This window comes from Thalassolituus hydrocarboniclasticus (assembly GCF_025345565.1).
Classification (GTDB): domain Bacteria; phylum Pseudomonadota; class Gammaproteobacteria; order Pseudomonadales; family Oceanobacteraceae; genus Venatoribacter; species Venatoribacter hydrocarboniclasticus.
This window is the reverse complement of the sequence record NZ_CP054475.1, coordinates 3,533,401-3,559,053: the sequence shown is the minus strand read 5'-3', so window position 1 is coordinate 3,559,053 and position 25,653 is coordinate 3,533,401. Positions and strand designations below refer to the sequence as shown.

Annotated in this window: 28 protein-coding genes; 21 read left to right on the top strand and 7 right to left on the bottom strand. The window is 54.6% G+C overall.

What is annotated here, in order from left to right:
- The first annotated feature begins 8 nt into the window (after positions 1 to 8).
- The 7 genes from cydB (at position 9) to HUF19_RS15895 (ending at position 4,003) form a co-directional block, all read left to right on the top strand.
- On the top strand, positions 9 to 1,145 hold the full coding sequence (gene cydB / locus HUF19_RS15925; protein ID WP_260997547.1) for a cytochrome d ubiquinol oxidase subunit II: 1,137 nt from the start codon (positions 9 to 11) through the stop codon (positions 1,143 to 1,145).
- A 16-nt stretch (positions 1,146 to 1,161) separates the two neighbouring features.
- Complete coding sequence (gene cydX, locus HUF19_RS15920) at positions 1,162 to 1,278, top strand: cytochrome bd-I oxidase subunit CydX (RefSeq protein WP_145466689.1); 117 nt, start codon at positions 1,162 to 1,164, stop codon at positions 1,276 to 1,278.
- 3 nt (positions 1,279 to 1,281) lie between these two features.
- Positions 1,282 to 1,578 carry a cyd operon YbgE family protein gene (locus HUF19_RS15915; protein WP_260997546.1) on the top strand — a complete coding sequence of 99 codons (297 nt, stop codon included), beginning with the start codon at positions 1,282 to 1,284 and terminating at the stop codon, positions 1,576 to 1,578.
- 80 nt (positions 1,579 to 1,658) lie between these two features.
- The gene (locus tag HUF19_RS15910) at positions 1,659 to 2,039 is read left to right on the top strand and encodes a rhodanese-like domain-containing protein (protein WP_260997545.1); all 381 of its coding nucleotides are present in this window, start codon (positions 1,659 to 1,661) and stop codon (positions 2,037 to 2,039) included.
- A gap of 13 nt (positions 2,040 to 2,052) precedes the next feature.
- Complete coding sequence (locus tag HUF19_RS15905) at positions 2,053 to 2,613, top strand: Tll0287-like domain-containing protein (protein WP_260997544.1); 561 nt, start codon at positions 2,053 to 2,055, stop codon at positions 2,611 to 2,613.
- Between the two features lie 4 nt (positions 2,614 to 2,617).
- Positions 2,618 to 3,055 (top strand): OsmC family protein, encoded by a 438-nt coding sequence (locus HUF19_RS15900; protein WP_260997543.1) that lies wholly within the window; start codon positions 2,618 to 2,620, stop codon positions 3,053 to 3,055.
- A gap of 105 nt (positions 3,056 to 3,160) precedes the next feature.
- Complete coding sequence (locus HUF19_RS15895; RefSeq protein ID WP_260997542.1) at positions 3,161 to 4,003, top strand: ion channel; 843 nt, start codon at positions 3,161 to 3,163, stop codon at positions 4,001 to 4,003.
- Between the two features lie 7 nt (positions 4,004 to 4,010).
- On the opposite strand, the gene HUF19_RS15890 is transcribed toward HUF19_RS15895, so the two are convergent.
- Complete coding sequence (locus tag HUF19_RS15890; RefSeq protein WP_260997541.1) at positions 4,011 to 4,343, bottom strand: TraR/DksA family transcriptional regulator; 333 nt, start codon at positions 4,341 to 4,343, stop codon at positions 4,011 to 4,013.
- 141 nt (positions 4,344 to 4,484) lie between these two features.
- On the opposite strand from HUF19_RS15890, the gene HUF19_RS15885 reads away from it, so the two are divergent.
- On the top strand, positions 4,485 to 5,612 hold the full coding sequence (locus HUF19_RS15885) for an HD domain-containing phosphohydrolase (RefSeq protein WP_260997540.1): 1,128 nt from the start codon (positions 4,485 to 4,487) through the stop codon (positions 5,610 to 5,612).
- A 6-nt stretch (positions 5,613 to 5,618) separates the two neighbouring features.
- Here the strand turns inward: HUF19_RS15885 and HUF19_RS15880 are convergent, their stop codons facing one another.
- Entirely contained in the window at positions 5,619 to 6,041 is a 423-nt protein-coding gene (locus tag HUF19_RS15880) for a CBS domain-containing protein (protein ID WP_260997539.1), read from the bottom strand.
- 121 nt (positions 6,042 to 6,162) lie between these two features.
- Between HUF19_RS15880 and HUF19_RS15875 the strand changes: the two genes are divergently transcribed.
- From HUF19_RS15875 to HUF19_RS15840, 8 genes are all read left to right on the top strand, one after another.
- Entirely contained in the window at positions 6,163 to 6,444 is a 282-nt protein-coding gene (locus HUF19_RS15875; RefSeq protein WP_260997538.1) for a late competence development ComFB family protein, read from the top strand.
- A 94-nt stretch (positions 6,445 to 6,538) separates the two neighbouring features.
- A complete protein-coding gene (locus HUF19_RS15870; RefSeq protein WP_260997537.1) occupies positions 6,539 to 7,234 on the top strand; it encodes a response regulator transcription factor in 696 nt (231 codons plus the stop codon).
- A gap of 3 nt (positions 7,235 to 7,237) precedes the next feature.
- Positions 7,238 to 8,611 (top strand): sensor histidine kinase, encoded by a 1,374-nt coding sequence (locus HUF19_RS15865; protein ID WP_260997536.1) that lies wholly within the window; start codon positions 7,238 to 7,240, stop codon positions 8,609 to 8,611.
- A gap of 206 nt (positions 8,612 to 8,817) precedes the next feature.
- Positions 8,818 to 9,045 (top strand): DUF3106 domain-containing protein, encoded by a 228-nt coding sequence (locus tag HUF19_RS15860; protein WP_260997535.1) that lies wholly within the window; start codon positions 8,818 to 8,820, stop codon positions 9,043 to 9,045.
- 97 nt (positions 9,046 to 9,142) lie between these two features.
- Positions 9,143 to 10,177: an NAD(P)H-dependent flavin oxidoreductase gene (locus tag HUF19_RS15855; RefSeq protein WP_260997534.1), complete on the top strand. Its 1,035-nt coding sequence runs from the start codon at positions 9,143 to 9,145 to the stop codon at positions 10,175 to 10,177.
- Positions 10,178 to 10,239: 62 nt separating this feature from the next.
- Positions 10,240 to 11,733, top strand: a complete 1,494-nt coding sequence (locus HUF19_RS15850; RefSeq protein WP_260997533.1) for a GGDEF domain-containing protein — start codon at positions 10,240 to 10,242, stop codon at positions 11,731 to 11,733.
- Between the two features lie 275 nt (positions 11,734 to 12,008).
- Positions 12,009 to 12,950 carry a lipase family alpha/beta hydrolase gene (locus HUF19_RS15845; RefSeq protein ID WP_260997532.1) on the top strand — a complete coding sequence of 314 codons (942 nt, stop codon included), beginning with the start codon at positions 12,009 to 12,011 and terminating at the stop codon, positions 12,948 to 12,950.
- A 3-nt stretch (positions 12,951 to 12,953) separates the two neighbouring features.
- Entirely contained in the window at positions 12,954 to 13,949 is a 996-nt protein-coding gene (locus HUF19_RS15840) for a lipase secretion chaperone (RefSeq protein ID WP_260997531.1), read from the top strand.
- Here HUF19_RS15840 and HUF19_RS15835 read toward each other — a convergent pair.
- From HUF19_RS15835 to HUF19_RS15825, 3 genes are all read right to left on the bottom strand, one after another.
- Positions 13,926 to 14,753 carry an inositol monophosphatase family protein gene (locus HUF19_RS15835; protein ID WP_260997530.1) on the bottom strand — a complete coding sequence of 276 codons (828 nt, stop codon included), beginning with the start codon at positions 14,751 to 14,753 and terminating at the stop codon, positions 13,926 to 13,928. The genes HUF19_RS15840 and HUF19_RS15835 overlap by 24 nt on opposite strands.
- Before the next feature lie 64 nt (positions 14,754 to 14,817).
- Positions 14,818 to 17,487, bottom strand: coding sequence for a bifunctional diguanylate cyclase/phosphodiesterase (locus HUF19_RS15830; protein ID WP_260997529.1), 2,670 nt, complete (start codon positions 17,485 to 17,487; stop codon positions 14,818 to 14,820).
- Between the two features lie 70 nt (positions 17,488 to 17,557).
- Positions 17,558 to 18,175 (bottom strand): arylesterase, encoded by a 618-nt coding sequence (locus tag HUF19_RS15825; protein ID WP_260997528.1) that lies wholly within the window; start codon positions 18,173 to 18,175, stop codon positions 17,558 to 17,560.
- A 67-nt stretch (positions 18,176 to 18,242) separates the two neighbouring features.
- Here HUF19_RS15825 and HUF19_RS15820 point away from each other — a divergent pair, with 67 nt between their 5' ends.
- From HUF19_RS15820 to HUF19_RS15805, 4 genes are all read left to right on the top strand, one after another.
- A complete protein-coding gene (locus HUF19_RS15820; RefSeq protein WP_260997527.1) occupies positions 18,243 to 18,944 on the top strand; it encodes an ABC transporter ATP-binding protein in 702 nt (233 codons plus the stop codon).
- On the top strand, positions 18,941 to 21,439 hold the full coding sequence (locus HUF19_RS15815) for an ABC transporter permease (RefSeq protein WP_260997526.1): 2,499 nt from the start codon (positions 18,941 to 18,943) through the stop codon (positions 21,437 to 21,439). The genes HUF19_RS15820 and HUF19_RS15815 overlap by 4 nt, the downstream gene beginning before the upstream one ends.
- Before the next feature lie 47 nt (positions 21,440 to 21,486).
- A complete protein-coding gene (locus HUF19_RS15810) occupies positions 21,487 to 22,467 on the top strand; it encodes a CobW family GTP-binding protein (RefSeq protein WP_260997525.1) in 981 nt (326 codons plus the stop codon).
- Between the two features lie 97 nt (positions 22,468 to 22,564).
- Entirely contained in the window at positions 22,565 to 23,272 is a 708-nt protein-coding gene (locus tag HUF19_RS15805; protein WP_260997524.1) for a substrate-binding periplasmic protein, read from the top strand.
- A 210-nt stretch (positions 23,273 to 23,482) separates the two neighbouring features.
- On the opposite strand, the gene HUF19_RS15800 is transcribed toward HUF19_RS15805, so the two are convergent.
- Positions 23,483 to 23,941, bottom strand: coding sequence for a CZB domain-containing protein (locus HUF19_RS15800; RefSeq protein ID WP_260997523.1), 459 nt, complete (start codon positions 23,939 to 23,941; stop codon positions 23,483 to 23,485).
- Positions 23,942 to 24,081: 140 nt separating this feature from the next.
- Positions 24,082 to 24,558, bottom strand: a complete 477-nt coding sequence (locus tag HUF19_RS15795; RefSeq protein WP_260997522.1) for a hypothetical protein — start codon at positions 24,556 to 24,558, stop codon at positions 24,082 to 24,084.
- 178 nt (positions 24,559 to 24,736) lie between these two features.
- On the opposite strand from HUF19_RS15795, the gene HUF19_RS15790 reads away from it, so the two are divergent.
- Positions 24,737 to 25,627, top strand: coding sequence for a diacylglycerol/lipid kinase family protein (locus tag HUF19_RS15790; RefSeq protein WP_260997521.1), 891 nt, complete (start codon positions 24,737 to 24,739; stop codon positions 25,625 to 25,627).
- Positions 25,628 to 25,653 lie beyond the last annotated feature (26 nt).

Here is a 25,653-nt window from a genome sequence, read left to right as displayed (position 1 = left end):
AGCAGAACATGGATTACGAAAGCCTTAAATTAATCTGGTGGGTATTAATTGGTGTGCTGCTGATTGGTTTTGCAGTGACCGACGGTTTCGATATGGGCGTAGGTGCCTTGTTACGTGTGCTCGGTAAAACCGACAGCGAGCGCCGCGTGATGCTGAATACCATTGGCCCGCACTGGGATGGTAATCAGGTATGGTTTATTACTGCCGGTGGTGCCATTTTTGCGGCCTGGCCGGTGGTATATGCCGTCGCATTTTCCGGTTTTTACTGGGCGTTATTGCTGGTGCTGTTTGCCATGTTTTTCCGCCCGGTGGGTTTTGAATACCGCTCAAAAATGGAAGATCCGCGCTGGCGCAGTGCCTGGGACTGGGGCCTGACCATCGGCGGTGCGGTACCTGCGCTGGTGTTTGGTGTGGCCTTCGGTAATTTATTCCTCGGTGTGCCATTTACCCTCGATGAATTTATGCGCTCCAATTACACAGGTTCGTTCTGGGCGTTGCTGAATCCGTTTGCACTGGTGGCTGGTCTGGTCAGTCTTGGTATGCTGGCGATGCATGGTGCAACCTATCTGCAGATGCGTACCGATGGTGATCTGCATGAGCGCGCGCGGAAAATCTCCATTCTGCTGGCCATTATCGTTGCCGTACTTTTTGCCACGGCCGGCATCTGGATTTATGCGGGAATCGACGGTCTGGTCATTACCAGTACGATTAATACTGCCGCAGCCATGACGCCACTGGATAAAACCGTGGAAGTCGCAGCGGGCGGCTGGCTGGAAAATTATTCCCGTTACCCGATCATGATCAGCGCACCGGTGATCGCTTTTGCCGGCCTGTTAATTACCGTGCTGATGTCAGCTGCTAACCGTGGTGCGCTGGCCTTTATCGGCAGCTCGCTGGCGGTGACCGGTATTATCTGTACCGCAGGTTTCAGTCTGTTTCCGTTCATTATGCCGTCGAGTCTGGATCCTGCTTTCAGCCTGACAGTATGGGATGTGGTTTCCAGTCAGAAAACGCTGGGCATTATGTTCTGGGTGGCGATGTTCTTTGTACCGATCATTCTGCTGTACACCGCCTGGGGCTACTACAAAATGCGCGGCCGTTTAACCACCGCCTTTATTGAAGACAATAAATACAGCACTTACTGAGAAAAGGAGAGGATTTATGTGGTATTTCGCCTGGATTTTAGGGGTGTTGCTGGCCTGTTCTTTTGGTCTTATTAACGCCATGTGGCTGGAAATGAACGAAAACTTTGACCGCGATGCGGACCTGAAAGAGTAAGCCATGAACGCACCGGTTGATTACAAGGATTACGGCCCGCTTTACGCGGGCTGGGCCCGTGCGTTGTCATTACTGGCAGCACTCGGTTTATCGGGATTATTGCTGGCGGTGCCGCATGTGGTCGCCAGCGAAACCATGAATATTGACCATGGCCTGCTGTCGCTGTGCCTGTGGGGAATCAGCGCCGGTTTTGTGCATGGTGTTGGTTATGTGCCGGAAATGAAAATCTGGCGGTTGCTGTTCAGTCCTTATGTCGGCTGGCCACTGATGCTGGTCTGTGGCTGGTGGTGGATTGCCTGATATCAATCTGGTGAGCGACAGGGCTGTCAGACAGACTGTATTTCTGTATGCTTATTCGGAAATGTAATAGGAGAACTGACATGGCATTAAGCAAAGACGATTTATTAGCCGAAGCCCGCTCTGCGGTGAATCCTGTCGATGCCGCCGCCGCTGAGGCGTTGCTGGCAAATGGCGCAGTGGTACTCGATGTACGTGAGCCGGCGGAGTTTGATATGGGCCACCTGCCGGGTGCGGTTAACGTCCCGCGCGGTGTGCTGGAATTCCGTGTCGGTGATCACCCGGCATTAACCAACCCGCAGGCCGAGATTCTGCTTTATTGCAAAAATGGCGGGCGCAGTACTCTGGCTGCTTACACCCTGAAACGCATGGGATTTGAGCAGGTGAAAATGCTGGTGGGTGGCTTCGATGGCTGGAGCGGCACAGTACATAAAGTTGAAGTTGATCCAAGCATGTATCGCTGAGGAGTTACTGGCCATGGGAATGTTAAAACGCAGCGTGTTGCTGGCGGCAATGCTTGGTCTGGCGCCGATGTGGGTGGCGGCGGCCGATGATGCCCAGCTGACTCAGGAAGCGCGGCAGCAGACCAAAGCCTTTGCTCAGGCGTTGCAGAAAACCCTGAAGCAGGGGATTCAGGCGAGCGGCCCGGATGCGGCTATTCAGCTGTGCAATACCGAAGCCCCGGCCATTGCCGCCGGGCTGAGTCAGAATGGCTGGCAGGTGGCACGGACCTCAACAAAAATCCGCAACCCGGATAATGTTGCCGACGCCTGGGAACTGCAGACGCTGGAAAATTTTGCACAGCGACTAAAGGCCGGTGAAGACCCTGCAGGCATTGAAGCGACGACCGTTGCCGATGGCGAATTCCGTTATATGAAAGCCATTCCGACCGCACCGTTGTGCCTGACCTGTCATGGTGCGCAACTGGCGCCGGCGGTCACTGCAAAGCTGGATGAATTGTATCCTGCCGATCAGGCGCGTGGCTTTAATGTCGGCGACCTGCGTGGTGCTTTCACTTTGCGTAAAACACTGGAGTAATAACGTGTCGGAACACCGTATTGATATACGCTGGGAAAAACAGGGTGAGTTTTCCCATGAAGGCTTTGAGCGCCGTCATAATATTCAGTTTTTACCTCAGGTCAGCCTGGCTGCCGGCGGCGCCGGCAACGATTTTGGTGCCGATCCTGAACAGATGCTGGCGGCGGCAATGGCCAGCTGCCATATGCAGACTTTTCTCGCTCTGGCGGCGAAAAAGCGCCTGCAGGTGTTGTCGTATGAAGATTCGGCTGTGGCGGAAATGGAACAGCGCGACGATGGAAAATTCTGGGTTGCCCGTATCCGTCTGAATCCGAAAGCAGTATTCGGCGGTGATAAGCAACCGGATGCAGCGGCGGTAAATGCTATGCACGATAAAGCGCATCAGCATTGCTTTATTGCCAATTCGACCACCAGTGAGGTGCTGGTTACTCCGCAGCTCTGACAACATTTAAACGGCGCCGATGACTCTGATGGGTGATCTGCGCCGCCTTTTCCCGCTAAGATTCAGCTACTCTGCTTAACATTAACAGTGCTGAACTGGTTTCTGATGATCCTCTCTATTTCGAAAATGGTCGGTCTGTCCGGCGTTGATAATAATGAGAATGCCCGCGCCCGGCGTATTGGCCGTCTGTTTGAATGGCCGATGATTCTGATCGCCTTCTGGATTGTATTCGAGTGGTATCTCGAAGCCCGTGCCGATGGCCCTTTGCCCTACAGCTACGTGACCGACTGGTTTTTGTGGGCTTTCTTTCTGCTGGAAACCCTGGTGCTGACCGCGGTGGTGGATGATAAAGCGCGCTATTTACGTAATAACTGGAGCAACCTGGTGATTGTGGTTGCCGGTATGCCGTTGCTCTGGCAGGCCTTTCCCCACGCCGGTGGCTTACGTGCATTGCGATTGCTGGCGATGTTCACCATGCTGATGAATATGTCCGGCTCGTTCCAGAAAATCATGGGTCGAAATCATCTGGGGCCGACCCTGATGGTGAGTTTTATCATCATCATTATGGCCGGCACCTTAATGGCGGTGATTGATCCCAATGTGCAGACACCGATGGATGGTATCTGGTGGGCCTGGGTAACGGTGACCACCGTGGGCTATGGCGATATTGTGCCGGGCAGCACCGCCGGGCGTTTATTCGGATCGGTACTGATTCTGATGGGCATCGGTTTGTTTTCGATGATGACCGCCAGCTTTTCTGCGTTTTTTATGCAACAGGAAGAAGAGGACCTGATCGCCAAAGAAACGGCGAATGCCGAGCGGCTGGCGAAAATGGAAAATCGTATGGAGCAGCTGGAAACCAAGCTGGATCAGCTGCTGACCATTGCTCTGGAGGCTGAGCAGCTGCGCCGGGAAGAGGGACGGGACCTGGACGGTGGTGAACGCTGAACGGCGATCAGCCGTTCAGTTCCGCGCACTGAATACACAGATTGGCATAAGGAACAGCCTGCAGACGTTTTTCATCGATGGCTTTGCCGCATTCGTTGCATTCGCCATAGGTGCCGGCATCCAGACGCGCCAGTGCCTGATTGATCATGGTGATTTCGTGCAGCGACTCACCAGCGATGGCGTGCAGTACGTCGTCGTTTTCCCGCTCTACCGCCTGCTCCGCAAAATCTGCCGATAAAGGTTCATCACGGTGGCTGGCATCGCGCTCCACCTTGCTGGCACGGTTTTCCAGCATGGCTTTACGCTGTGTTAATTCTTGTCTGATGGCGCTGGTATCCATATCGCTTTCCTTTGTTAGCTTTACTTCAGGCTAGGCCAGAGGAGGGTTTTTCTCCTTGATGTGCATCAGGAAGGGGGCATTTTGCCGGGTATAAGCAGAATCCTTTAGCCTACACTGTGGCAAACAGCGATGAGGCCGGTTATGCAAGAGCCACTGTATCTGAATGATCCTTACCAGACGCTGGGCCAGAGTATGCATTTTATGCAGCGTCTGGAGCGTCTTTACCGCATATTGCGCGAACAGTTTGAAGGTGTGCAGCGTTTCGCGCTGGTGCTGTACAACGCCGAAGATGGCCTGTTATCGACGTTTGTGTATGAGAGCGATGAGGCTTCCCCTTTGCTGGGATACAGTGTGCGTCTTGATGATGTGCCCTCACTGCGCGCGCTGGCCGACAAACCGGCATTGCGGGTGGTGAATGATATGCGCTGGTTCCGTAAGCAAGGCCTGTCAGCACACAGTGCGGCTTTGCTGTCACAGGGGTACCGTTCCAGTCTGACTATGCCGGTATTTCATGATGGCGGTCTGCTCGGCTTCCTGTTTCTTAATTCGCAGCAGCCCGGTTATTTTTCTGAGCAGAAAATTGCCTACTGTAACCTCTGGGCTCATCTGGTTGGTCAGCAGCTGGTGCGTGAGCAGGATGCCGTTGGCCGGATGCAGGCGCTGGTGAAATTTGCCACCGACGTCAGCGGCCGGCGCTCGGTGGAAACGGATGCTCATGTGCGGCGTATGGCGGCTTATGCGCGCATGATTGCCCGCGCATTGCAGAAGCAGCTACAGCTGAGTGATGCTTTTATCGAATATCTGGCGTTGTTTGCTCCTCTGCATGACATCGGCAAAATTGCGATTCCCGACAGTATTCTGCACAAAGCCGGCCCGCTGACGGCAGACGAATTCGAGCGTATGAAATCGCACGTAAAAGTCGGGCGCGATATCGTCGATCAGGCGCTGGAGCACTTTTCTCTCGGCGATATGGAGCATACCGATATGCTGCGCAATATCGTCCAGTTTCATCACGAAAAACTGAATGGCAGCGGTTATCTGGGGGCTGAAGGAGATGAGGTACCGCTGGAAGCACGGATTATTGCCGTGGCCGATATTCTCGATGCCTTACTGAACCGGCGCAGTTATAAAGACGCCTGGCCACAGGAAAAAGTATTTGCCGAATTACAAAAAATGGCGGCGCACAGCGAGCTGGATCAGGCCTGTGTGGATGCCGTGTTACAGCAGCCACAACAGGTTGAAGAGATTCAGCGGCGCTATCCTTCCTGAGCAGGTTTAAGCCTGCTCCAGCAATTCAATCGCCAGACGAACAAAATCCTTGGAGCTGAGCAAACCGATCAGATGATTTTCACTGTCGGTAACCAGTAAGCAACCCTGACGGCTGCTGCGTAACTGCTGACCGGCGGCAGCCAGTGGCATATCCGCCGCAATGGTCTGTACCTCGGTATTAATACAGGAGCTCAGTTTGGTCTGGGCCAGATAGGTTTGCAGATTATGCGCGCCGAATTTATCGGTAATACGGAACGCCTCGGTTAAAAATTCTTTCTGGCTGAGCAGGCCAAAGACCTTACCTTCGTTATCCACCACCGGGATATGCCGGATTTTATGGCGGGCCATCGTTTGTTCGGCATCCTGCAGGGTATCGTCGGGCAGGTGGGTTAGCAGTTCGCGGGTCATCAGGTCGCTGACCAGTTTCATAGCATCTTCCTGTAAAAAGTACGCCGGGCGGATTAATCGCCACTGCGGGGTTATGTATTGTTTATCAGTAAAGCAGGAAATAGCCGGAGTGCTATGCTGAAACCATTCACAGGAGGGCGGTATGAGCATCAATAATCACATTCGTAACTATTATGAGCAGCTGGTTGCTGAGGAAATTCTGCGCCGCCTGCATGGCAGCACCCCGGCCGTCAGTGTTGAGCATATGGCTGACATTGCCTGTGTCGCACTTAATCGCCTGCCGCCACGCTATATTCGCTTTGAAGTGGATATGGCGTTTTTTATGACCCCGGATGAGCTGGTGCAAACCAATAATCGTGTTATCGATGCTGTCACGGAGGCTATCGCTTTCGTTGAAAAGCACCGGCGTGAAGAAGATGAGTAACAGTGATTTCTTTACATAATGTAAAGAAACGCTCCAGCTGCTTGAAACTACAGCACTTTTTCTCCGACACTGGGCCCCGGAACCGGGGGGATGTATGAATCTGTTATTGGTTGATGACGATCAGGAGCTGTGCGCACTGTTGCGCCGCTATCTCGAGCGTGAATTATTCAAGGTGACAACGGTACACACCGCAGCTGAAGGGCTGAGCGAAGCCCTGACCGGCAAATATCAGGCGGTGATTCTCGATATCATGCTGCCGGGCGGTAATGGCCTGGAAATTCTGCGCAGCATCCGGCAGCGCAGTGACCTGCCGGTTATTATGCTGACCGCCAAAGGCGACGAGCTGGACCGCATCGAAGGTCTGGAGATTGGCGCCGATGATTATTTGCCCAAACCCTGTAACCCGCGCGAATTATCAGCCCGCCTGCGTTCGGTCTTGCGCCGTAACCGTTCAGCAGAAGTCGCATCGGCCAGCATAGAGCTGGATGAGCTGATCATTGACCTTGACCAGCACCAGGTGTTGCGCAACAACGAAGCGGTCGAATTAACCGTTACTGAATTCAATATTCTCAGTGTGCTGGCCCGTGATGCCGGCAAAGTGGTGGAAAAAAACCGTCTCGCCGAGCAATCCATGCAACGCTCTCTGACACTGTTCGACCGCAGTCTGGATATGCACCTGAGTAATCTGCGTAAAAAACTCGGCCCTAACCGTAATGGTGATGCCCGCATCCGTACCATTCGTGGCGTAGGTTATATGTATGCCCCCGAACAGGAGATGGCTCAGGCCTGATTCGTGCGCGGTATTTTTATTCGTATCTATCTGGCCTTTATGGTCACCAGTCTGGTGGCCACTCTGGTGACCCTGCTGCTGGCGATGTATTACCGCCAGTGGTCGAACGACTCCGTTAACCTGATTGCCCCCACGGGTGGCTATATCTCTGCCGCCGAACTGATTCTGCAGCGTGGCGGTGAGCCTCTGCTGCTCGAATGGCTGCTGACCTTCGAACGTCATCCCAGTGTGAATGCCTATGTATTTGATGATCAGGGCATCAGTTTACTGCCCGATGTACCGGGGGATGTTCTGGAATACGCCTTTGCTTCCGACTCTTATCAGGCGCGGGTTAATCCGCTTGGGCAAACTGAAATTCTGGTGAAAGCACCACTGCAGAGTCACGATGGCCGGGTTTATCTGCTGGTGGTGGAATTCCTCCATCCGCTCGCGGTGTTTAACCTGCCGGCCTATCTTGGCTGGGGTTTTCTGGCATCGCTGCTGTTATTTGCCATCTGGGGTTTTGTGCTGTCGCGCTATATGGCACGGCCATTATTGTCTCTGCAGCGCAGTGTCCGCGCCTTTGCTGATGGTCTGTGGCCGGTACGTATTGCACCGAAGTTATTGCTGCGGCGTGACGAAATCGGTGAGTTGGGGCGCGAGTTCGGGCTGATGGCAGAACGTCTGCAGCGCCTGATTTCCGACCAGCGCCAGCTGTTGCGCGATGTCTCCCATGAGCTGCGCTCGCCGCTTGCCCGTACTGCCGTGGCACTGGAGCTGGCGCGTCTGGATGCGGTTCCGGAGCAGGTGGAATATCTGGACCGTATTGAGCTGGAAACCCAGCGCCTGAATGAGCTTATTGAAGACCTGCTGAGTATGGCGCGGCTCGAAACCGTACAGGATCACAGCCACTGGCTGGCGGTGGATTGTGGTGTGTTGTTGCAACAGGTGGTTGCGGATGCGCGTTTTGAGCGGCCGCAGAATGTGCTGCAGCTGAATCTGCCGGCTGAAGCCGTGTGGTTGCAGGGGGATCCGCGCCTGCTGACCTCTGCTCTGGAAAATATTATCCGTAATGCGTTATTGCACACGGCGCCCGGTACATCGGTGGATATCGATCTGAGCGGTCGTCGCGGCATGGTTGAAATTGATATCCGCGATCACGGACCGGGCGTGCCGGAGCATTTACTGGCCGATTTACTGCAGCCTTTTGTGCGCAGTGAGCAGGCGCGCGAACGCAGCCCAGACACTCTGGAGAACGGTCATCGTGGCTTTGGTCTGGGATTGGCAATTGCCGACCGGGTTATCCGTCATCACCGCGGCACGCTGCAGCTGAGTAATCACGCCGATGGCGGTTTGCTGGTTTCTGTCCGTTTACCGCAGAGTGCCAGCGATGACTGATATGGCATTTTGCGTCGCTTTTACGCCAACTTTACGCCGCCAGGGCTGGGTATTTCTGCCCGGCTGCCGTTAGAATTCATGCACTATTGTTACGGGGCTTTTCTGTGAGGTTATCGGGTTTATTGTTATGTTGCTGCATCTGGACGGCTCAGGCCGGGCCTGATGTGCACGTATTGCCGGCAGAACCTGCTGCGGTTCAGCCGCCTGTGCAACACCCGGGACTGCAACTGGAATGGAACAACAGCCGTCCGGAACAGCGTCAGGCCCTCGATAATTTCTATCGCTCAATCCAGAACATGCAGATGCAGGAACAGGCGATGCAGCGCATGGAGCGCCAGCAACGTCTGGAACAGTTGCGCAGCATGTCGCCGGAGCAGCGTCAGCAGCAATTCCTTAATTTCGTGCAGCAACAGCAACTCCCCCCGGGTCGCTGAATTCCTTTCTTTCCCTTTGGTTAAGGGATTTTTTCCACAGGTCGCCAGTTGCCGGGTCAGGCAGTAGAATGCGTGTTTTTATTTTCCGGATCTGGTTATGAAAACGCGTATTACTGAACTGCTGGGTATTGAACATCCGTTAGTGCTGCCCGGTATGAGCTGGATTTCCACACCTGAACTGGTGGCCGCTGTGTCCAATGCCGGTGGTCTGGGCATTCTGGCCAGTGGCCCGCTGACGGTCAGTGAAACCCGTGCAGCGATTCAGCGTATCCGTGAACTGACCGATAAGCCTTTTGGTATCGGCGTTACCCTGCTGATGCCGGGAGCGAAAGAAAACGCTGAAGTCGCGCTGGAAGAAAAAGTACCGGTTATCAACTTCTCTCTGGGCAAAGGCGACTGGCTGGTTAAGCGCGCTCATGAATATGGCGGCAAAGTGATTGCGACGGTCGTCAGCGAAAAGCATGCACTGTCGGCGCAGGCAATTGGCGCCGATGCATTGCTGGTGACCGGCCATGAAGCAGCAGCCCACGGTGGTGATGTTACTTCGCTGGTACTGGTTCCTGCCATCGCGGCCAAAGTGAGTATTCCGGTGATTGCTACCGGTGGTTTTGCCGATGGCCGTGGCCTGCTGGCGGCATTGGCACTGGGGGCTGAGGCGGTCGCCATGGGCTCACGTTTTGCCACCAGTGCGGAAAGCCCGTTGCATCAGAAAACCAAAGAAGCCGTTGTCGCGCGCAGCGAGCAGGACACTATCTACTCAAAAAATTTCGATGGCATTCCGGCGCGGGTGATGCGCACTCCGCGCTCGATCAAAGCGACCCGTAAACCGATGAATTTCCTGCTGGCCTGCTGGGAAGCCACCCGTGCTGCACGTATGGTCAAACAGCCGGTCTGGAAAGTGATGATTGGCATGCTGGCGATGATGGATAAGGTCAAACTGCTGGCCTATTTCGGTGCCAGCGTGCCGCGTCTGAAGGCAGCCACCATTGACGGTGATCTGCAGCAGGGTGTGCAGTTTATCGGCCAGACCCAGGGCCTGATTCATGATATGCCGGGCGTTGAAGAGATTGTGCAGCGGGTGCTGCGTGAAGCCGAGGAAATCCATCAGCAACAACAACGCTTCTGGCAGTGAGGATTTGTGCCGTTTTGTAATGTGGCTTCTACACTGAAGTTATTTCGTTACTTGCGGCACTTATGGTTAATACCTTCACCCGGGAACACAAACGGCTGAAATACAGCTATATGCTGTTTGCGGCACTCACCGCTCTGGCTCTGCTGCTGTTGCTGCTGGCAGCCGGGCAGAGTGAGTGGCGCAGGCTGCAGCAAGAATTCAGTGCTGATACTTTGGTGGTCAGTCAGTTTGTACGTGAGAAAATGTTGCAGAACGAGACTCTGCTGCTGGCGCTCTCGACGTATTTCTCCGGTACGCAACAGCCTGATATGAATGCTGTGCGCCGCTATGCTGCAACCATGCAGCAACGCTTTCCCCATGTCAGTATGTTTCAGTCTGCGCTGTATCTGCAGGATGGATCATCATTGCAGGTCTTCCGGCAGATTATGCAGGAACAACAATTACCGGATAACGTTAAAAGCCTGCGCCGCGGCCGGTATCTGGAAAATATCAGCCCGTCGGAACAGCAGGCGTTGCCGGTGATTATGGTGTTTCCGGATAACGCTGAAAGTCTGGTGGTGGGGCTGGATCTGTTTACGGTAGATTTTATCGCCCGTCGCTTGCCGGCACGGCAGCAAAGCCGGATTACGCTGTCAGAGCCATTCACCCTGCTGGATGAGAACCCGGTGGTGGTGATGATGCTGCCGGTCAGTAATGCGCAGGGCACAGGCTACCTCAACCTGCTGGTGGTTGAGGTTGCCAACCTGCTGCCGCAGGAGCCGTCTTATGATCCCCGTATGCTGTTCCGTTTGCGGGTGGCTCAGGAGCAGGGCGAAGCCTTTTCACTGTTAGCCCATGCTCCGGCAGTGGATACCTGGTCGCCGGTTGTGCTGCAGCAGCAACAGACTCTCGGTTTTACCGGTTTTCAGTTGCTGGCGGAGTATGAACGCCCGCTTGGTATAACCGATATTAACTGGGGCTGGCTGGTGTTACTGACGCTCGCTTTGCCGTTGTCATTATTGCTGTACTGGCGCCTGTACCGGGCGCACCGGAGTCAGGCGGAAGGGTTGGAATATCAGCATCAGCTGCTTTACCGCAAAGCCAATTATGATGAACTCACCGGCCTGCCCAACCGCTATCATTTTGAAGACTATGCTACCCGTTTGCTGTCCAGTGCCGAGCGCAGCGGCACCCATCTGGCCATTCTGTTTATCGATCTGAACGGTTTTAAACGCATTAATGATGAGCTGGGGCATGCGGCCGGCGATAACGTGCTGGCCGCGGTAGGCGCGGCGCTGAGCAAGCTGATACGTCGTGGCGATATGGCTGCGAGGCTGGGCGGTGATGAATTTGTGGTGTTGATGGATCCGGTCTCAGACGGTGCTCAGCTGGAACAGGTGAGCGCTAAGCTGCACGACCTGATTGCCAATGTGCATCATGTCTACAGCGAACGCTATCCTCTGACAGCCAGTCTGGGCAGTGCATTTACCGCTGCTCATGGTTACGACCTGCGCAATCTGCTGCGGGTGGCCGATATGGCGATGTATAACGAAAAGCAGAATCTCCAGTCGCACTGATCTGCGCGCCTGCCAGATCTTCTGGCCTGACTTTCCTGCCTGTTTTCTTTCAATCTGAAACGATGGAACGCTTTTTGTGGCGTAAAATGTCCGGCGTGGCTGGCGGCGTCTTCGACTCCTGACGGTGCGGTGGTAGCTGACCCGTCATGTCCTACCGCTCCTGCGGGGGTGGCCTACACTGAGTTCGCTTTTGCAGTATCAGGGAACCTTCCCGTTCAGCGCAGTACGGGCAGAAGTGCGGTTTCCAACAAAAATAACAAATTCAAGGAACGCTCATGCTAAGCAAAATACTGTCTGTGGCAGCATTGTCTGCCGTGCTGTTTTCGGCTCAGGTGTCGGCCATGTCGGCAACGCCGGAAAGTGGTTATACCGCCACCAAATACCCCATCGTTCTGACTCATGGCCTGTATGGCTTCGACAGTCTGCTGGGGGTTGATTACTGGTATAAAGTCCCGGAAACCCTGCAAAAGGATGGTGCACGGGTGTTTGTTACCACTGTGTCCAACTCCAATTCACCGGAGATCCGCGGTGAACAGCTGATTCCGCAGATTGAGCAGATTCTGGCCATTACCGGTGCTGAAAAAGTGAACCTGATCGGTCACAGTCATGGTGGCCCGACCACCCGTTATGTGGCTTCTGTGCGCCCGGATCTGATTGCTTCGGTAACCACCATTGCCGGGGTTAACCGCGGTACTCCAGTGGCTGAAACCCTGAATGACTGGGCCAATGGTTCGACAGCGTTCGAAGGTCTGATCTCGGCACTGGGTAACGCTCTGGCGGAAACCATTAACTTCCTGTCCGGCGGTGATTACGATCAGGATATCCTGATGTCTATGCGCTCCATGACCTTTGCCGAAACAGCCGCTTTTAACCAGCAGCATCCGGGTGGTATTCCGACCACGGCCTGCGGTGAAGGGGACTATCAGTACAATGGTGTGCGTTACTATTCCTGGAGTGGCGCCAAGCCGCTGACCAACGTACTCGACCCACTCGATCTGCTGACCGGTACGACCAGCCTGTTCTTCCCGGCCGGTGAGAAAAATGATGGTCTGGTGGGGTCCTGTGCCAGTCGTCTGGGGATGGTGATCCGTGATGATTTCCGCATGAACCATCTGGACGAAGTCAACCAGACTCTGGGTCTGCATGATCTGACCGAAACCGATCCGCTGACGGTTTTCCGTACTCACGCCAACCGCCTTAAAAACATCGGGCTGTAACCTATGACACGGTCTAACAGCGTACTGGTGATTACCCTGTCGGCCGTGGCAGCCGTCCTGCTGACATATGCCGTGCAGGACGGCGTATTGGTGCAGCGGGCTGAATTTCAGCCCGCTGCACCAGAAAACGATCCGGCTATTACGGCCCATCGGGTGTTACCACAGGCAGATCCTGTCGATAGAAAAGATGTAATGACCTTCCGTGGTGCCAGTGTCGATGGCTATCTGCGTACTGACCACCGTGGGCAACTGGTTGTTGATATTCAGCTGCGCCACTGGATGGATTTTTATCTGTCAGCTCAGGGCGAAGTGCCGCTGGATGACCTGCTGCAGACCATGCGCAGTCAGATTGCTGCTCTGCCTGAGCCCGGGCAGTCGCAGGCATTAAAAATCATGGATGAGTATCTGGGCTATCTGGCGGCTCTTGGTGATTACGACCGGGACGCGGAAAAGCGCATCAGTCAGTCGGGCATGGATGAGCTGGCCGCACGGGTTGCCTGGCAACAGCGTTTGCGCCGGGAATGGCTGGAACCTGAAGTGGTGGAAGCCTTTTTCCACGCCGACGAAATTATGGATAACTACACACTGGCACGTCAGCAGTTGCGCGCCCAGGGTGCCGATGAAACGCAGCTGGCTGCACTGGAGAGCAGCCTGCCGCCTGAGCTGCAACAGCTGCGTCAGCAATCACAGCAGGTGCTGACTTTACAGCAACAGGAACAACAACTGCGGCAGCAGGGAGCTTCAGCTGAAGCTGTTCAGCAATGGCGTGAGCAGCAATATGGCAAAGAAGCCGCAGAGCGACTGGCCAGCGTTGATAAGCAACAACAGCAGTGGCAGCAGCGGTTAACAGACTACCAGCAATACCGTGATTCACTGGCGCTGCAGGGGCTGGATAATCAGGACCGCGAGATGCTGCTCAGAACCTATCGCAGTCGTCACTTTTCGGATGCTGAGCAAAAGCGCTTAAATGCTGCGTTAACGCTTCTTGCTGGCGAATGATATATCGGCCTGTTGCAGCAGTTGCTGCAGCGGGCCGAACAATGCCGGCACTGCCAATATAATATTCTCTCCGCACAGCTGCGGATTTATCCCTTCAGGTAAGGCATGAATATGGCCGAACTGTACGCCGGCTTCGCGCGCAATTAACTGTGCTGCAGCAAAATCCCAGGGTTTAACCGTCTCGTAATAAGCATCCAGCCGGCCGCAGGCCACCCAGCAGATATCCAGTGCCGCTGAGCCCAGACGGCGAATATCCGCACACTGCGTCAGAACCGCCTGCAGGCGCTGAATCAGTTGGGGAATATCGTGTTTATCATAAGGAAAGCCGGTCGCAATGAGTGCCCGGCGCATTTCCTGTGTTGTTGCACACTGAATTGGCTGTTGATTCAGCCAAGCACCAAGGCCATTAATGGCACTGAATGTCTCGTTCAGAAACGGGTTATGCACAACAGCGACCTGAGCTTCACCCTGATGATAATAGGCAATGGAAATAGCCACCTGCGGATGCAGGTGGGCGTAATTCACCGTGCCGTCGATTGGGTCGATAACCCACAGGTGCTCGCAGTCGGTAGGATTATCCGGGGCCAGTTCTTCAGACAGGATCTGATGATCCGGAAAGTGAGCAAGAATGCCATCGCGGATAATCTGATCCGCGGCAACGTCGGCCTGGGTAACCAGTTCGGTTCCCTGTTTAAACTGAATATCCAGCTGGTGGCGTTGCCGGGCGATTGCGTTGCCGGCCTTTTGCGCAAGCTGCAGGGCTGTATCGTACAGTATCTGACTGCTGATCTGGGGCTGATCCATTGAGGAATTCTCATCGTGATAATTAAAACCGCTTGCTGCCGGGTATTTTACCCGACAAAAAACACTACTGTTGCTGTAATGATTTCTGTAATGGCGGTTTCTGTTCCAGATAACGCTGGCGGAAAACATCCGCTGGTACCGGTTTGCTGAAATAGTATCCCTGATAACTGTCACAGGCCAGCGCCTGCAACAGCGCCAGCTGCTGGTGGTTTTCCACTCCCTCGGCCACCAGTTCAAGCCGCAGGGTTTTGGCCAGCGCAATAATTGCACGGACGATGGCTTCGTCTTCCGGGTCATTATTGATTTCGTTGATAAAAGCCCGGTCAATTTTCAGTTTACTGATCGGGAACTGTTTCAGATAACTCAGCGATGAGTAGCCTGTACCAAAATCATCCATCGCAAAGCGCACCCCAAGCTTATTTATATTGTCGAGAATTCTCAGATTTTCCTGAACATTATCCAGCAGTAAGCTCTCGGTGATTTCCAGCTCAAGATATTTTGCATCAAGCTGGCTGATGTTCAGAATTTCCTGTGTGCGTAATACAAAGGCATCATCCAGCTGGCGTACCGATACGTTGACCGAAATCGTCATATCAAGGGCGAAAGTGTTGTTCCACTCACTGAATTTTTTACAGGCTTCCAGTAATGCCCAGTCACCAATTTCCCGGATAAGACCAGTCTCTTCGGCAATCGGAATAAAATCAGCAGGAGACACTATTCCGGCACTTGGATGTATCCAGCGGATGAGTGCTTCGGCCCCCAACAGACGATTATCGAAAGTGCTGACCTGAGGTTGATAGTAAAGCTCGAACTCCTGATTTTTAACCGCACGGCGCAGTTCGTTTTCCAGTGTCAGGCGGGAATTCACTTTCTGGTTCATTTCTTCGGTGTAAAACTGGTAGCAATTACCGCCGCGGGATTTCGCCTGATACATGGCGGTGTCGGCATTACGCAGAAGTATATAGGATTCATTGGAATCGTCGGGGCAAACACTGATACCAATACTACAGCTGGTCGACAACTTATAATAATCAAGCTGATAGGTCTGGCTGACCGCACTGATAATGCGTTCCGCCAGATGTTCTATTTCCTGTGAGCTTTCCGGCTTATTCATCATCACAATAAATTCGTCACCGCCCAAGCGTGCCACCATATGTTGTGGCGCAACCAGATGACGTAAGCGATCGGCAACGAGTTTTAATAAGCGGTCCCCGACCTGATGGCCGAGCGAATCGTTAACGGTTTTGAAGCGGTCGAGGTCGATAAACAGCAGGGCAATTTTTCCACTGCCGGGAGTCAGCTCTTCAATCGAATTCATCAGCTCATCATTGAAGTAATAACGGTTGAACAATTCGGTAAGCGGGTCGCGGGTGGCAAGATATTCCACATGCTGCTTTGACAGGGTGTGGTCGGTAATATCAATCAGCAGTCCCTCAATTCTGCAGGGATTCTGTTTGTTAAATACAACCTGACCACGATCCATAATCCATTTAACTTCATGCTGCAGTGTCTGAATGCGGTAAATGATTTTATAGGGCGTACCGCTGGTGCAATGGCTGTCAATTTCCTGCAGATATTTTTCCTGATCATCAGGATGGATCAGAGCCAGAAGGCTGTGGCGTACGGAATTATTGTCGTTCTCACTGAAAATTTGAAGGTCCCCGGCACTGATAAAATCCAGCAGATGCTCAGGCAGACTGATCTGATAAATACTGCCTGGGATATTGCTCATCAGCATATCGATAATTTTTTCTTTTTCGCTGAGTGCGCGGCTTTCTTCTGAATAGCGGTGTTCATTCTGCTGCACATTTTTCTGACTCTGCCGGTAACTGTACCAGTAGACGATCAGCAGCAGGGTGAAAAGCAGCAATGGCCAGACAATATCTTCGAGCCACAGGGTCAGGACTGAGGCCATTGGTAACGAAATAATCTGCAGCAGCTGTGATTGGGGATCGAAGCTGACAACTCCCAGCCGTTTGGCACCATCGAATTCCGTCTGGTTGGAAAAATACAGGAAATGCTTTTCTGTATGCTCGGCGCTATTCAGGTGCAGATATTGTTGCTGCCGTTCACTGATGCGGGTACCGATAATCTGCTGGCGACTGACGGGCAGGGGAGATGCCAGTAATATAATGCCGTCGCTGCTGATGAGGCGTTGCGCTGAATGCTCCAGGCTGTCCACGGCCTGCCACTGCAGATAATGATGGCTGGTCGATGTGAAAAGGCAGATCACCAGTTCAGAGGGATGTGATGTCCTCAGGCAGTAGGGCAGGTAATAGCCTTTGTTGACCGGCAGGGTGCGGAGGAAGCGTGGATTCTGTTGCATAAAATCCAGCCCGTCGCGAGTGAGCGCCGGAGGAGCCTGCTGGGGAGCTGCGCTGTCAAAAGAGCTGGCCAGCAATTGACCGTCAGCAGTATACAGGGCGATATGGCTGAATAACGGGTGCGGTTTATGTTGCTGGCGGACCCACAATGACCAGTTCTGAGGATTTTGCGCTGGCAGATTCTGTTGCAGGCTGACCAGTTGAGAATTCAGCTGTTGTTGCAGCAGGCGGGTGTTGCTCTGGGCAACCGTCGCCAGGCTTTCGAGCTGACTCAGAGTGCGCTGGCGGTTGGTTTCCCAGCTGCCGTACAGGTAGAGCAGAAGCAATACGGCGAGCAGCAATATCCCCGGCAGAAAGTAGGTTTGCCGTGCCTGCATGGCTCGCAGTTTGTTCAAATAACGGCTGAACATAGCATCGATCCCTGATTATCCGGAGCGTCAGACAGAATGCCGCAGGCCCCTCAGGAATGGAGTATAGAAGTCAGTCGTTGTTAGTGCTCAGGTAGTTATCTAACCAATCGTTCAGAACGGACAGTACCGCATCGTGCATCAGGGGTTGTGCGGCGGCTGTCGGATGAATGCCGTCAGCCTGCATCAGCTCTGGTCTGGTGGCGATACCTTCCAGCAGAAACGGCAGCAGCAGAGTGTTGTGTTGTGCTGCCAGCTTTGGAAACAACTCGCGGAAAGCACTGGCATATCGTGCACCATAATTAGGCGGAATCTGCATGCCCAGCAGGAGAATGTCGCTGTTTGCCTGACGGGTAAGTTTGATCATGCGCTGCAGGTTCTGTTCAATCACCTTCAGCGGAATGCCGCGCAGGCCGTCGTTGCCGCCCAGCTCAATAATGGTCAGGTGTGGTTTATGCTGCTGTAGCAACGCGGGCAGACGGGTCAGGCCACCGCCGGTGGTGTCACCACTGATGCTGGCGTTAATCACCTGAACCGCGGGAACGCGCTGTTGCAGCGATTCCTGTAATAAAGCGACCCAGCCCTGTTGCACCGGCACGCCAAATCCGGCACTAATGCTGTCACCAACGACCAGAATCCGCGGTTCTGCCTGCACGCTCAGCGGCAGAGCCAACAGTATTAACAACGGCAAAGGAAGAAGTACTTTGACGGATAGCGGCACAAGCAGCCTGAATAAGGCTCCTGCTGAGGCTTTGCGTATGACTGAAGCAGGCAGTAAAAAAGCAGACACCGGGGTTTCTCTCCGTATTCAGCAGCTGGGCAAAGTGGTGGATACCGGCGCCCAGCGGCTGACCATCTTGCAGGCAGTGAATATTGAGATCAAGTCGGGTGAGAGTGTGGCCATTGTCGGCGCCTCCGGCAGTGGTAAATCAACCCTGCTGGGCATTATGGCCGGGCTGGATCTGCCGACCACGGGCAGTGTTGAGTTGCTGGGGCATGAGCTGGGGGCGCTGGATGAAGACCAGCGTGCCGCGGTGCGGGCACAGGGCGTCAGCTTTGTGTTCCAGAACTTCCAGCTGTTGCCGGGGCTGACGGCGCTGGAGAACGTCATGCTGCCGCTGGAGATTCGTGGGGTGCGTAACGCCCGTGACGAAGCCAGGCAGCTGCTGACGCAGGTGGGGCTGGGCGAACGGCAACTGCATTACCCGACACAACTGTCCGGCGGTGAACAGCAGCGGGTTGCGATTGCCCGTGCCTTTGCCGGTAAGCCTGCGATTCTGTTTGCCGATGAACCCACCGGTAATCTCGACAGCAAAACCGGCGCGCAGATCGAAGATCTGTTATTTGAGCTGAATCAGGCCGGCGGCACCACCCTGGTGCTGGTCACCCACGATGAACGGCTGGCGCAACGTTGCCAGCGCCGGGTGCATATGAACGCTGGCCGGCTGGAGGCGTTATGACGCTGTACCGTCAATGGCTGCTGGCGCTGCGCCTGTTGTTGCGCGAGGCGCGCAGCGGTGAACTGACCCTGATTCTTGCGGCCCTGCTGATTGCCGTCACTTCCACCACCGCCATTGCCCTGTTCAGCGCCCGTCTCGATCTGGCGATGCAGTCCCGCTCCAACGATTTACTCGGTGCTGATCTGCGCCTGCAGTCGACCAGCCAGATTGATCCGGCCTGGCAGGAAGAAGCGCAGAGGTTAGGGCTGAGCACCAGCCAGACCCTGACCTTCCCCTCGGTGGTACTGCATGGTGATGATATGTCGCTGGCGGCGATCAAAGCGGTGGATAAAGGCTATCCGCTGCGCGGTATTCTGCGCATCCGTGAACAGGCAGGCGATGACGCCGCCACGCTGGATGCAACACAGGGGCCGCTGCCCGGTGAGGCCTGGGTGGAGCCGCGTCTGCTGGCACTGCTGAATGCGCAACTGGGCGATGAAGTCGAGCTGGGTACGACCCGCCTGCGCCTCAGTGCGGTCATTGTTGAAGAAAGTGACCGTGGCGGAAATTTTTATAACCTGTCACCACGGCTGATGATGAACTGGGCCGATCTGGAAAGCAGTGGCTTAACCGCTGCCGGCAGTCGCCTGAACTGGCGCTTGCTGTTGCTCGGCGATGAGCAGGCACTGACGCAGCTGCGGACCTTCCGCGATCTGGCGCCCAATCAGAAATTTGAATCACTGGCCGACAGCAATCAGGCGATGGCCAATGCCCTCGATAAGGCGCGGCGTTATCTTGGCTTAGCGGCGATGCTGGCGGTGGTGCTGGCCAGTGTGGCGGTGGCGATCAGTGCCCAGCGCTATGCCAGCCGCCATTTTGATATCAGCGCGCTGATGCGAACCTTTGGTCTGGCGCGGGCACAGGTGTGGAATATCTACGCCTTACAGCTGTTGCAGCTGGGGCTGGTGGCGACGCTGGCCGGTCTGGCGCTGGCAGCTGGGCTGCAGGCGGGCTTATTGGCGGTTCTGGGTGAACTGGTGCCGCAGCCGTTACCGGCGGCGCCCTGGTCGGCCTGGCTGCTGGGTGCCAGCAGCGGGTTGCTGACTTTACTCGGCTTTGCTTTGCCTTATTTGTTACCGCTGGCGCGGGTGACGCCGCTGCGGGTGCTGCGCCGTGATTTGCAGCCGGTGCCGTTATCCGGCTGGCTGATTACCTCGCTGGCGTTGATCGCGCTGACCCTGCTGCTGTTCCTGTTTACCCATGATCTGCCGATGACTCTGGGCATGATGGGCGGTGGCAGTCTGCTGGTGGTGATTATGCTGCTGGCGCTGAATGGTCTGATTCAGTATCTGCGTCGTCTGCTGGCACAGCGTGATTTACCCCTGATGTGGCGTTTTGCCTGGCAGCATCTGAGCCGCAACAGTCGCCAGAGTGCCGGTCAGATTCTCGCCTTTGCCCTGACCATGATGGTGATGCTGGTGATCGGCGCATTGCGCAACGACCTGCTGGCCGACTGGCAGGCAAGCCTGCCGGACGATGCGCCCAATGTGTTCGCCATTAATATCCAGCCCTATGAAGTGGATGAGTTCCGCCAGTCACTGCAGGACGCCGGACTGCAAAGTCAGAAACTGTACCCGATGGTGCCCGGCCGCCTGTTGCGCATTAATGATGTCAGCGTGCAGGAGCTGGCGGTGGCCGATGACCCGGCGATTAACCGCGATCTGGCGCTGACGTCAGATCAGCAACTACCGGCCTCTAATGCGATTGAAGAGGGCAGCTGGCAAAGGCTGCTGGATGAGAGCGGGCAGGTATCGCTGGAGCAGCGCCTGGCCGGACGGCTGGGCGTTGGTCTGGGCGACACTCTGAGCTTCAGTGCCGGTGGGGTGGAATTCAGCGCGGTGGTCAGCAGTATCCGCAGTGTTGACTGGGGCACGATGACGCCGAACTTCTACATGATGTTCTCCGCCGATGTGCTGGCGCAGTTGCCGGCCAATTACCTCACCAGCTTTTATGTGCCACCGGCATCTCAGGCGAAGCTGACGGCACTGATTCGTCAGTATCCGGGGATTACCCTGCTGGATATGCAGGTGGTGCTGGGCCAGGTACAGGCACTGCTCAGTCAGGTCAGTCTGGCGGTGGAGCTGATTCTGCTGTTTGTGCTGGTGGCAGCGCTGCTGGTGATGCTGTCGTCACTGGTGGCGGCGTTACCGGAGCGCCTGCGCGAAGGCGCAGTGTTGCGCACTCTCGGCGCCGGTACCGCGTTATTGCGCCGCGGCCATCTGGCGGAATTTGCTTTGCTCGGTTTTATTTCCTCGTTGCTGGCGCTTATCGGTGCCGAAGCGATCTGCTTTGGCCTGTACCGCGGTCTGCTGTCGCTGCCATACGATGGTCTGGGCTGGGTGTGGTTATGGTTACCACCGCTGGCGGCGCTGTTACTGGCGCTGCCGGGTATGTGGCTGATGCGGCGTACCGTGACGGTGGCGCCACTGAGGGTATTGCGTGAGTTGGTGGAGTGACAGGTTCTGATGTTATTATGTAACAATTCTGTTTTTGAGATCCTGTCATGATCCGCACCCACCTGATTACCGGTTTTCTTGGCGTTGGTAAAACAACGGCTATCCTGCACCTGCTGAAACAAAAGCCGGCCGGCGAAAAGTGGGCGGTGCTGGTCAACGAGTTTGGTGAAGTCGGGGTCGATGGCGCCATTCTTGCCAGTCAGGGCGCGGTAGTTAAAGAAGTGCCCGGCGGCTGTTTGTGTTGTGTCTCCGGTCTGCCGTTCCAGATTGGTCTGAATATGCTGATCGCGCGGGAAAAACCCGATGTACTGCTGATTGAGCCAACCGGGTTGGGTCATCCGCGCAATATTCTGCAAACCCTGCGTAATGAACACTATCGCGACATCCTGCAACCGGGCGCCAGCCTCTGTGTACTTGATCCGCGTCATCTTTCTGACCCGCGCTATCTGGATAATGACGTCTTTGCCGATCAGATTCAGCTGGCTGATGTGCTGGTGGCGAACAAAACCGATCTGGCAACAGACGCCGACCGCAGCGCGTTTGAGCAATTACTGCAGCGCGCTGAACCGGCTAAAAGCGCCAGCGCCTGGGTGGTGAATGGTGAAATACCGCTGGAATTATTGGCGGGCGGGGCTCAGCCGCAACGTCTGGCGTTGCATCCTGAGGCCCATGCGCATCAGCATGCCCGCGAGGATCTGGCACCGCAGAAGGCGCTGGCAGAGGGTGAAGAACTGCGCCTGCTGGAAAATCATGGCCAGGGCTATTATTCGGTCGGCTGGTTAATCAGCGCTGACTGGGTCTTTTCCGCACGGGCTTTACGCGGCTGGCTGAACAGCCTCGATGTACAGCGGGTGAAAGGTATTATACTTACCGACGAAGGGCCGCTGGTGCTCAATATGCGCGATGGCGTGTTAACTGAAATGCCAACGCGCATGCCGGAAGAAAGCCGGCTGGAATTACTGCATTCGCAACCACTGATGGCTGCAGAGTTGCAGCAGGTATTGCTGGCCTGCAGGGCTGAGCAATAACCCGCAGATAAATACACCACAGGCATGGGTCTGTACGGAATATACGGAGATGATTGTGCGTCCTGTGTTTTTAATGTGTATCAGGCTCGTTGTTTTTTTGGCTGCGCTGTTCAGCGCCAGCAGTTATGCACTGACGCTGACTCTGGCGGCCGAAGATGCCTGGCCCCCCTTTTCTGATTCACAGGGCAACGGTTACTCCCGCGATCTGGCTGTCGCGGCTTTTGCCCACAGTGGTGTCACGCTGAATATTCAGGCCGTGCCTTACGCGCGTGCATTAAATCTTACCCTGGCCGGAAAAGCGGACGGCTGCTGGGATGTGACCCGCCAGCCCAGCACAGAAGAACAATACATTTTTGGAAAACAGCCATTATTTACCGCCAGCGCCTCTTATTATTTTAAAGCGGGTAAAGAAAAAAACTGGCGGAGTCCGGCGGATATTCCGGATGGCACTCAGCTGGCGGTTATTAATGGATACGAATACGGTGCCGAATTTGAAAAACACCGCCACCGGTTAAAACTGATTGAAGTATCTAAACAACAGCAAATGATCGCCATGCTGCTCAATGAGCGGGTAGAGGGCGCGATCTTTTTTGACCGGGTGTTTGATTACACCATGGCTAACAGCCACTATGACCGCTCACTGATTCGCCGCGGTGAAGAAAATCACACCAGTGATATTTATATCGCTTTCAGCCGCGCAAATGCGGAATCTGAAAAATATGCCCGTATGCTGGATGAGGGACTGATAATGCTGAAAAGCAGCGGCGAATATCAGCGTATTATGGATGCCTCTTACGATCGCTGAGCGGCATGGCTGCGCTGTCATATAGCGCACATCAATCTTTCAAAGATCTGTATTTTGTATGAACGGCCGCTCTTTAATGCCCTGCTGAAGGCATTGATGGGTGGCCGCTGAATACGATGAAAACACGTTTTATTCTAAGTCTGCCGGGGCTCTGTATGAGAGATTGGACTGATGTTTCGTTGCTGATTAACGACGTTGTTCAGGAATAAATTACCCGGCAGATCTCAGCTGCTGCTCCAGCGTATCCAAAGCCTTTAACAGCTCCGTCGACACGTTGGTAAGCTGCGTTGCCTGTTGTTGTATCAGTGCTGTTTTCTTTGCATCGTGTTTGTTTTTAAGACCCGGAAGCTGTTGCCAGAACGGCGGTGTTTGGCTGTGTTTTAATAAACGGAATAAATCCAGACAAATCTGGTGCAGTTGCCGGTGTGGAGATTCTACGGCGCGGAAGGCCGGAAGCGTGGTCAGAGCCTGACCTGCGCCATAATACCAGCGGCCAAACTGACAATCAGTGTGCTCCAGTGGCAGCTGGCCTTCTTCTATTTCATGACCGGACAAAAGCGCCTGAGCGTATGCACGCCAGCGCAGATGAGCATTTCTGGCACGACCGATTTGCTGCAGAAATTTTTCGTTGTCTGCTTCACTGAGATAAATATTGGCAATTAAAGGCATAGGCAGCGGATATCCTTACAGATAATTTCAGCCTAGCAATAAATGCTGAAAGCGCCTGTTTCTGCCTGTGTTATGCGGATAAGTGCATCCCTGCTTACCCTCAGTCCATTCCGGTACGGGCGATCCTGCCCGCTTTTAATTCAGTTCAGATAACGGCTGGCCAGCGTAAACTCGTGCACCAGCATTCGCAGGTGGTTACGGCGTTCCGGTTGGCTGCGATAAATATGCTGCAGCGCAAAAAATGGCTGGTACAGATAATCCAGACACTGGCAGCGCCAGTTGCTGCTGGCACAGGGGTTGAACGTGGCGTCACGCAGTGTGTTGTACATCCTTGTAAGCCAACTCTCCTGCAATGGCTGCAGCTGGCGTTCTGCTGCGCGGCAGGCAAGCTCCAGCCCCAGGTCCAGATACTCATTCAGCCATTCGGGGTGCAGCTCACAACCCTGATATGCACGAATCTGCATTTCCAGCTGAGCAAGGCGCAGCTGATCAGATGCGGGCACCAGGCTGCCGCCCTGCATCGCCTGTACCGCGCGGAACTGGCGTGGCCGGACTACCCGGGAAGACGGTTGGGTGGCGCGTTCATGGCCAGCGGACTCGCAGTGTAAATCAGGCATAGCAGGCTCCTTCGATAGCGCAGGCAAATTAATCTATTGATAATAATTATCATTTGCAAGCTTTTCCTGATGCGCCGTAAGCCATCAATAGGATGGCTGTCATCATTCCGTTATAATCCGCGCCGCGCTGATCCCTCCTTTGTTCTTGCTGTCAGCGTGCCGAAGAGGAGTACGCTGAGTGGCCGCAACACAGGTTCTGATCGTTTTTAATCCGGTTTCCGGCTCCGGTAACCGCCGCATTGTTGAAGCTGTACAGCAGGTGCTGAGCAACCGTGGTTGTGATGTCAGTCTGTATCCGACGCAGAGTGCCGGTGATGCAACCCGCTATCTTGCGGCATACGATGGGCCGCTGGACGTCGTGGCTGTTGCCGGTGGTGATGGCACGATCAATGAAGTTGTGAACGGTCTGCGTGAACGCGACAATCAAAGCTACCGTCTGGCTTTAATACCGACCGGAACCGTGAATGTTCTGGCGGCTGAACTGGGCATTGGCAAAACACCGGAAGGCATCGCCGATATTATTCTGCAGGGACGCGAAAAGCCGATTTATCTGGGATCAGTAAATGACCGCCGCTTTGTTTTAATGGCAGGAATCGGTTACGACGCCTGGGTGGTGGATAACGTCGATCTGGCGTTAAAAAAGAAAGTCGGCAAGCTGGCTTATGTATTGTCGATGCTTAAACAGCTGCGCCACTTTGGTAAAAAAACCTATCAGCTGACGGTGGATGGCGAACGCTATCAGGCCAATTCTGTGGTGATTACCAATGGCCGTTATTATGCCGGGTCCTTTGTCCTGTCGCGTCAGGCCGATTTAAGCAAACCGACCACTCAGGTGCTGATGATTTCCGGCCGTAATCCGCTGAAATTTTTGGGTATTCTGCTGGGGTTGCCGCTGGGTATTATGGAAAAAATGCCGGGCATGAAATCTGTTGCCGCGCGTCATGTACAGATTGAATTACTGAATGCCGGTACTGAGCGTGAGCCTGTACAGGCGGATGGTGATTCGCTGGCCGAATTGCCGCTGAATCTGCAGATGGAAGGCAGCCCGGTACGCTTGCTGGTGCCTTAGCGCCCGTTTTATCCCCTTTATTCAGG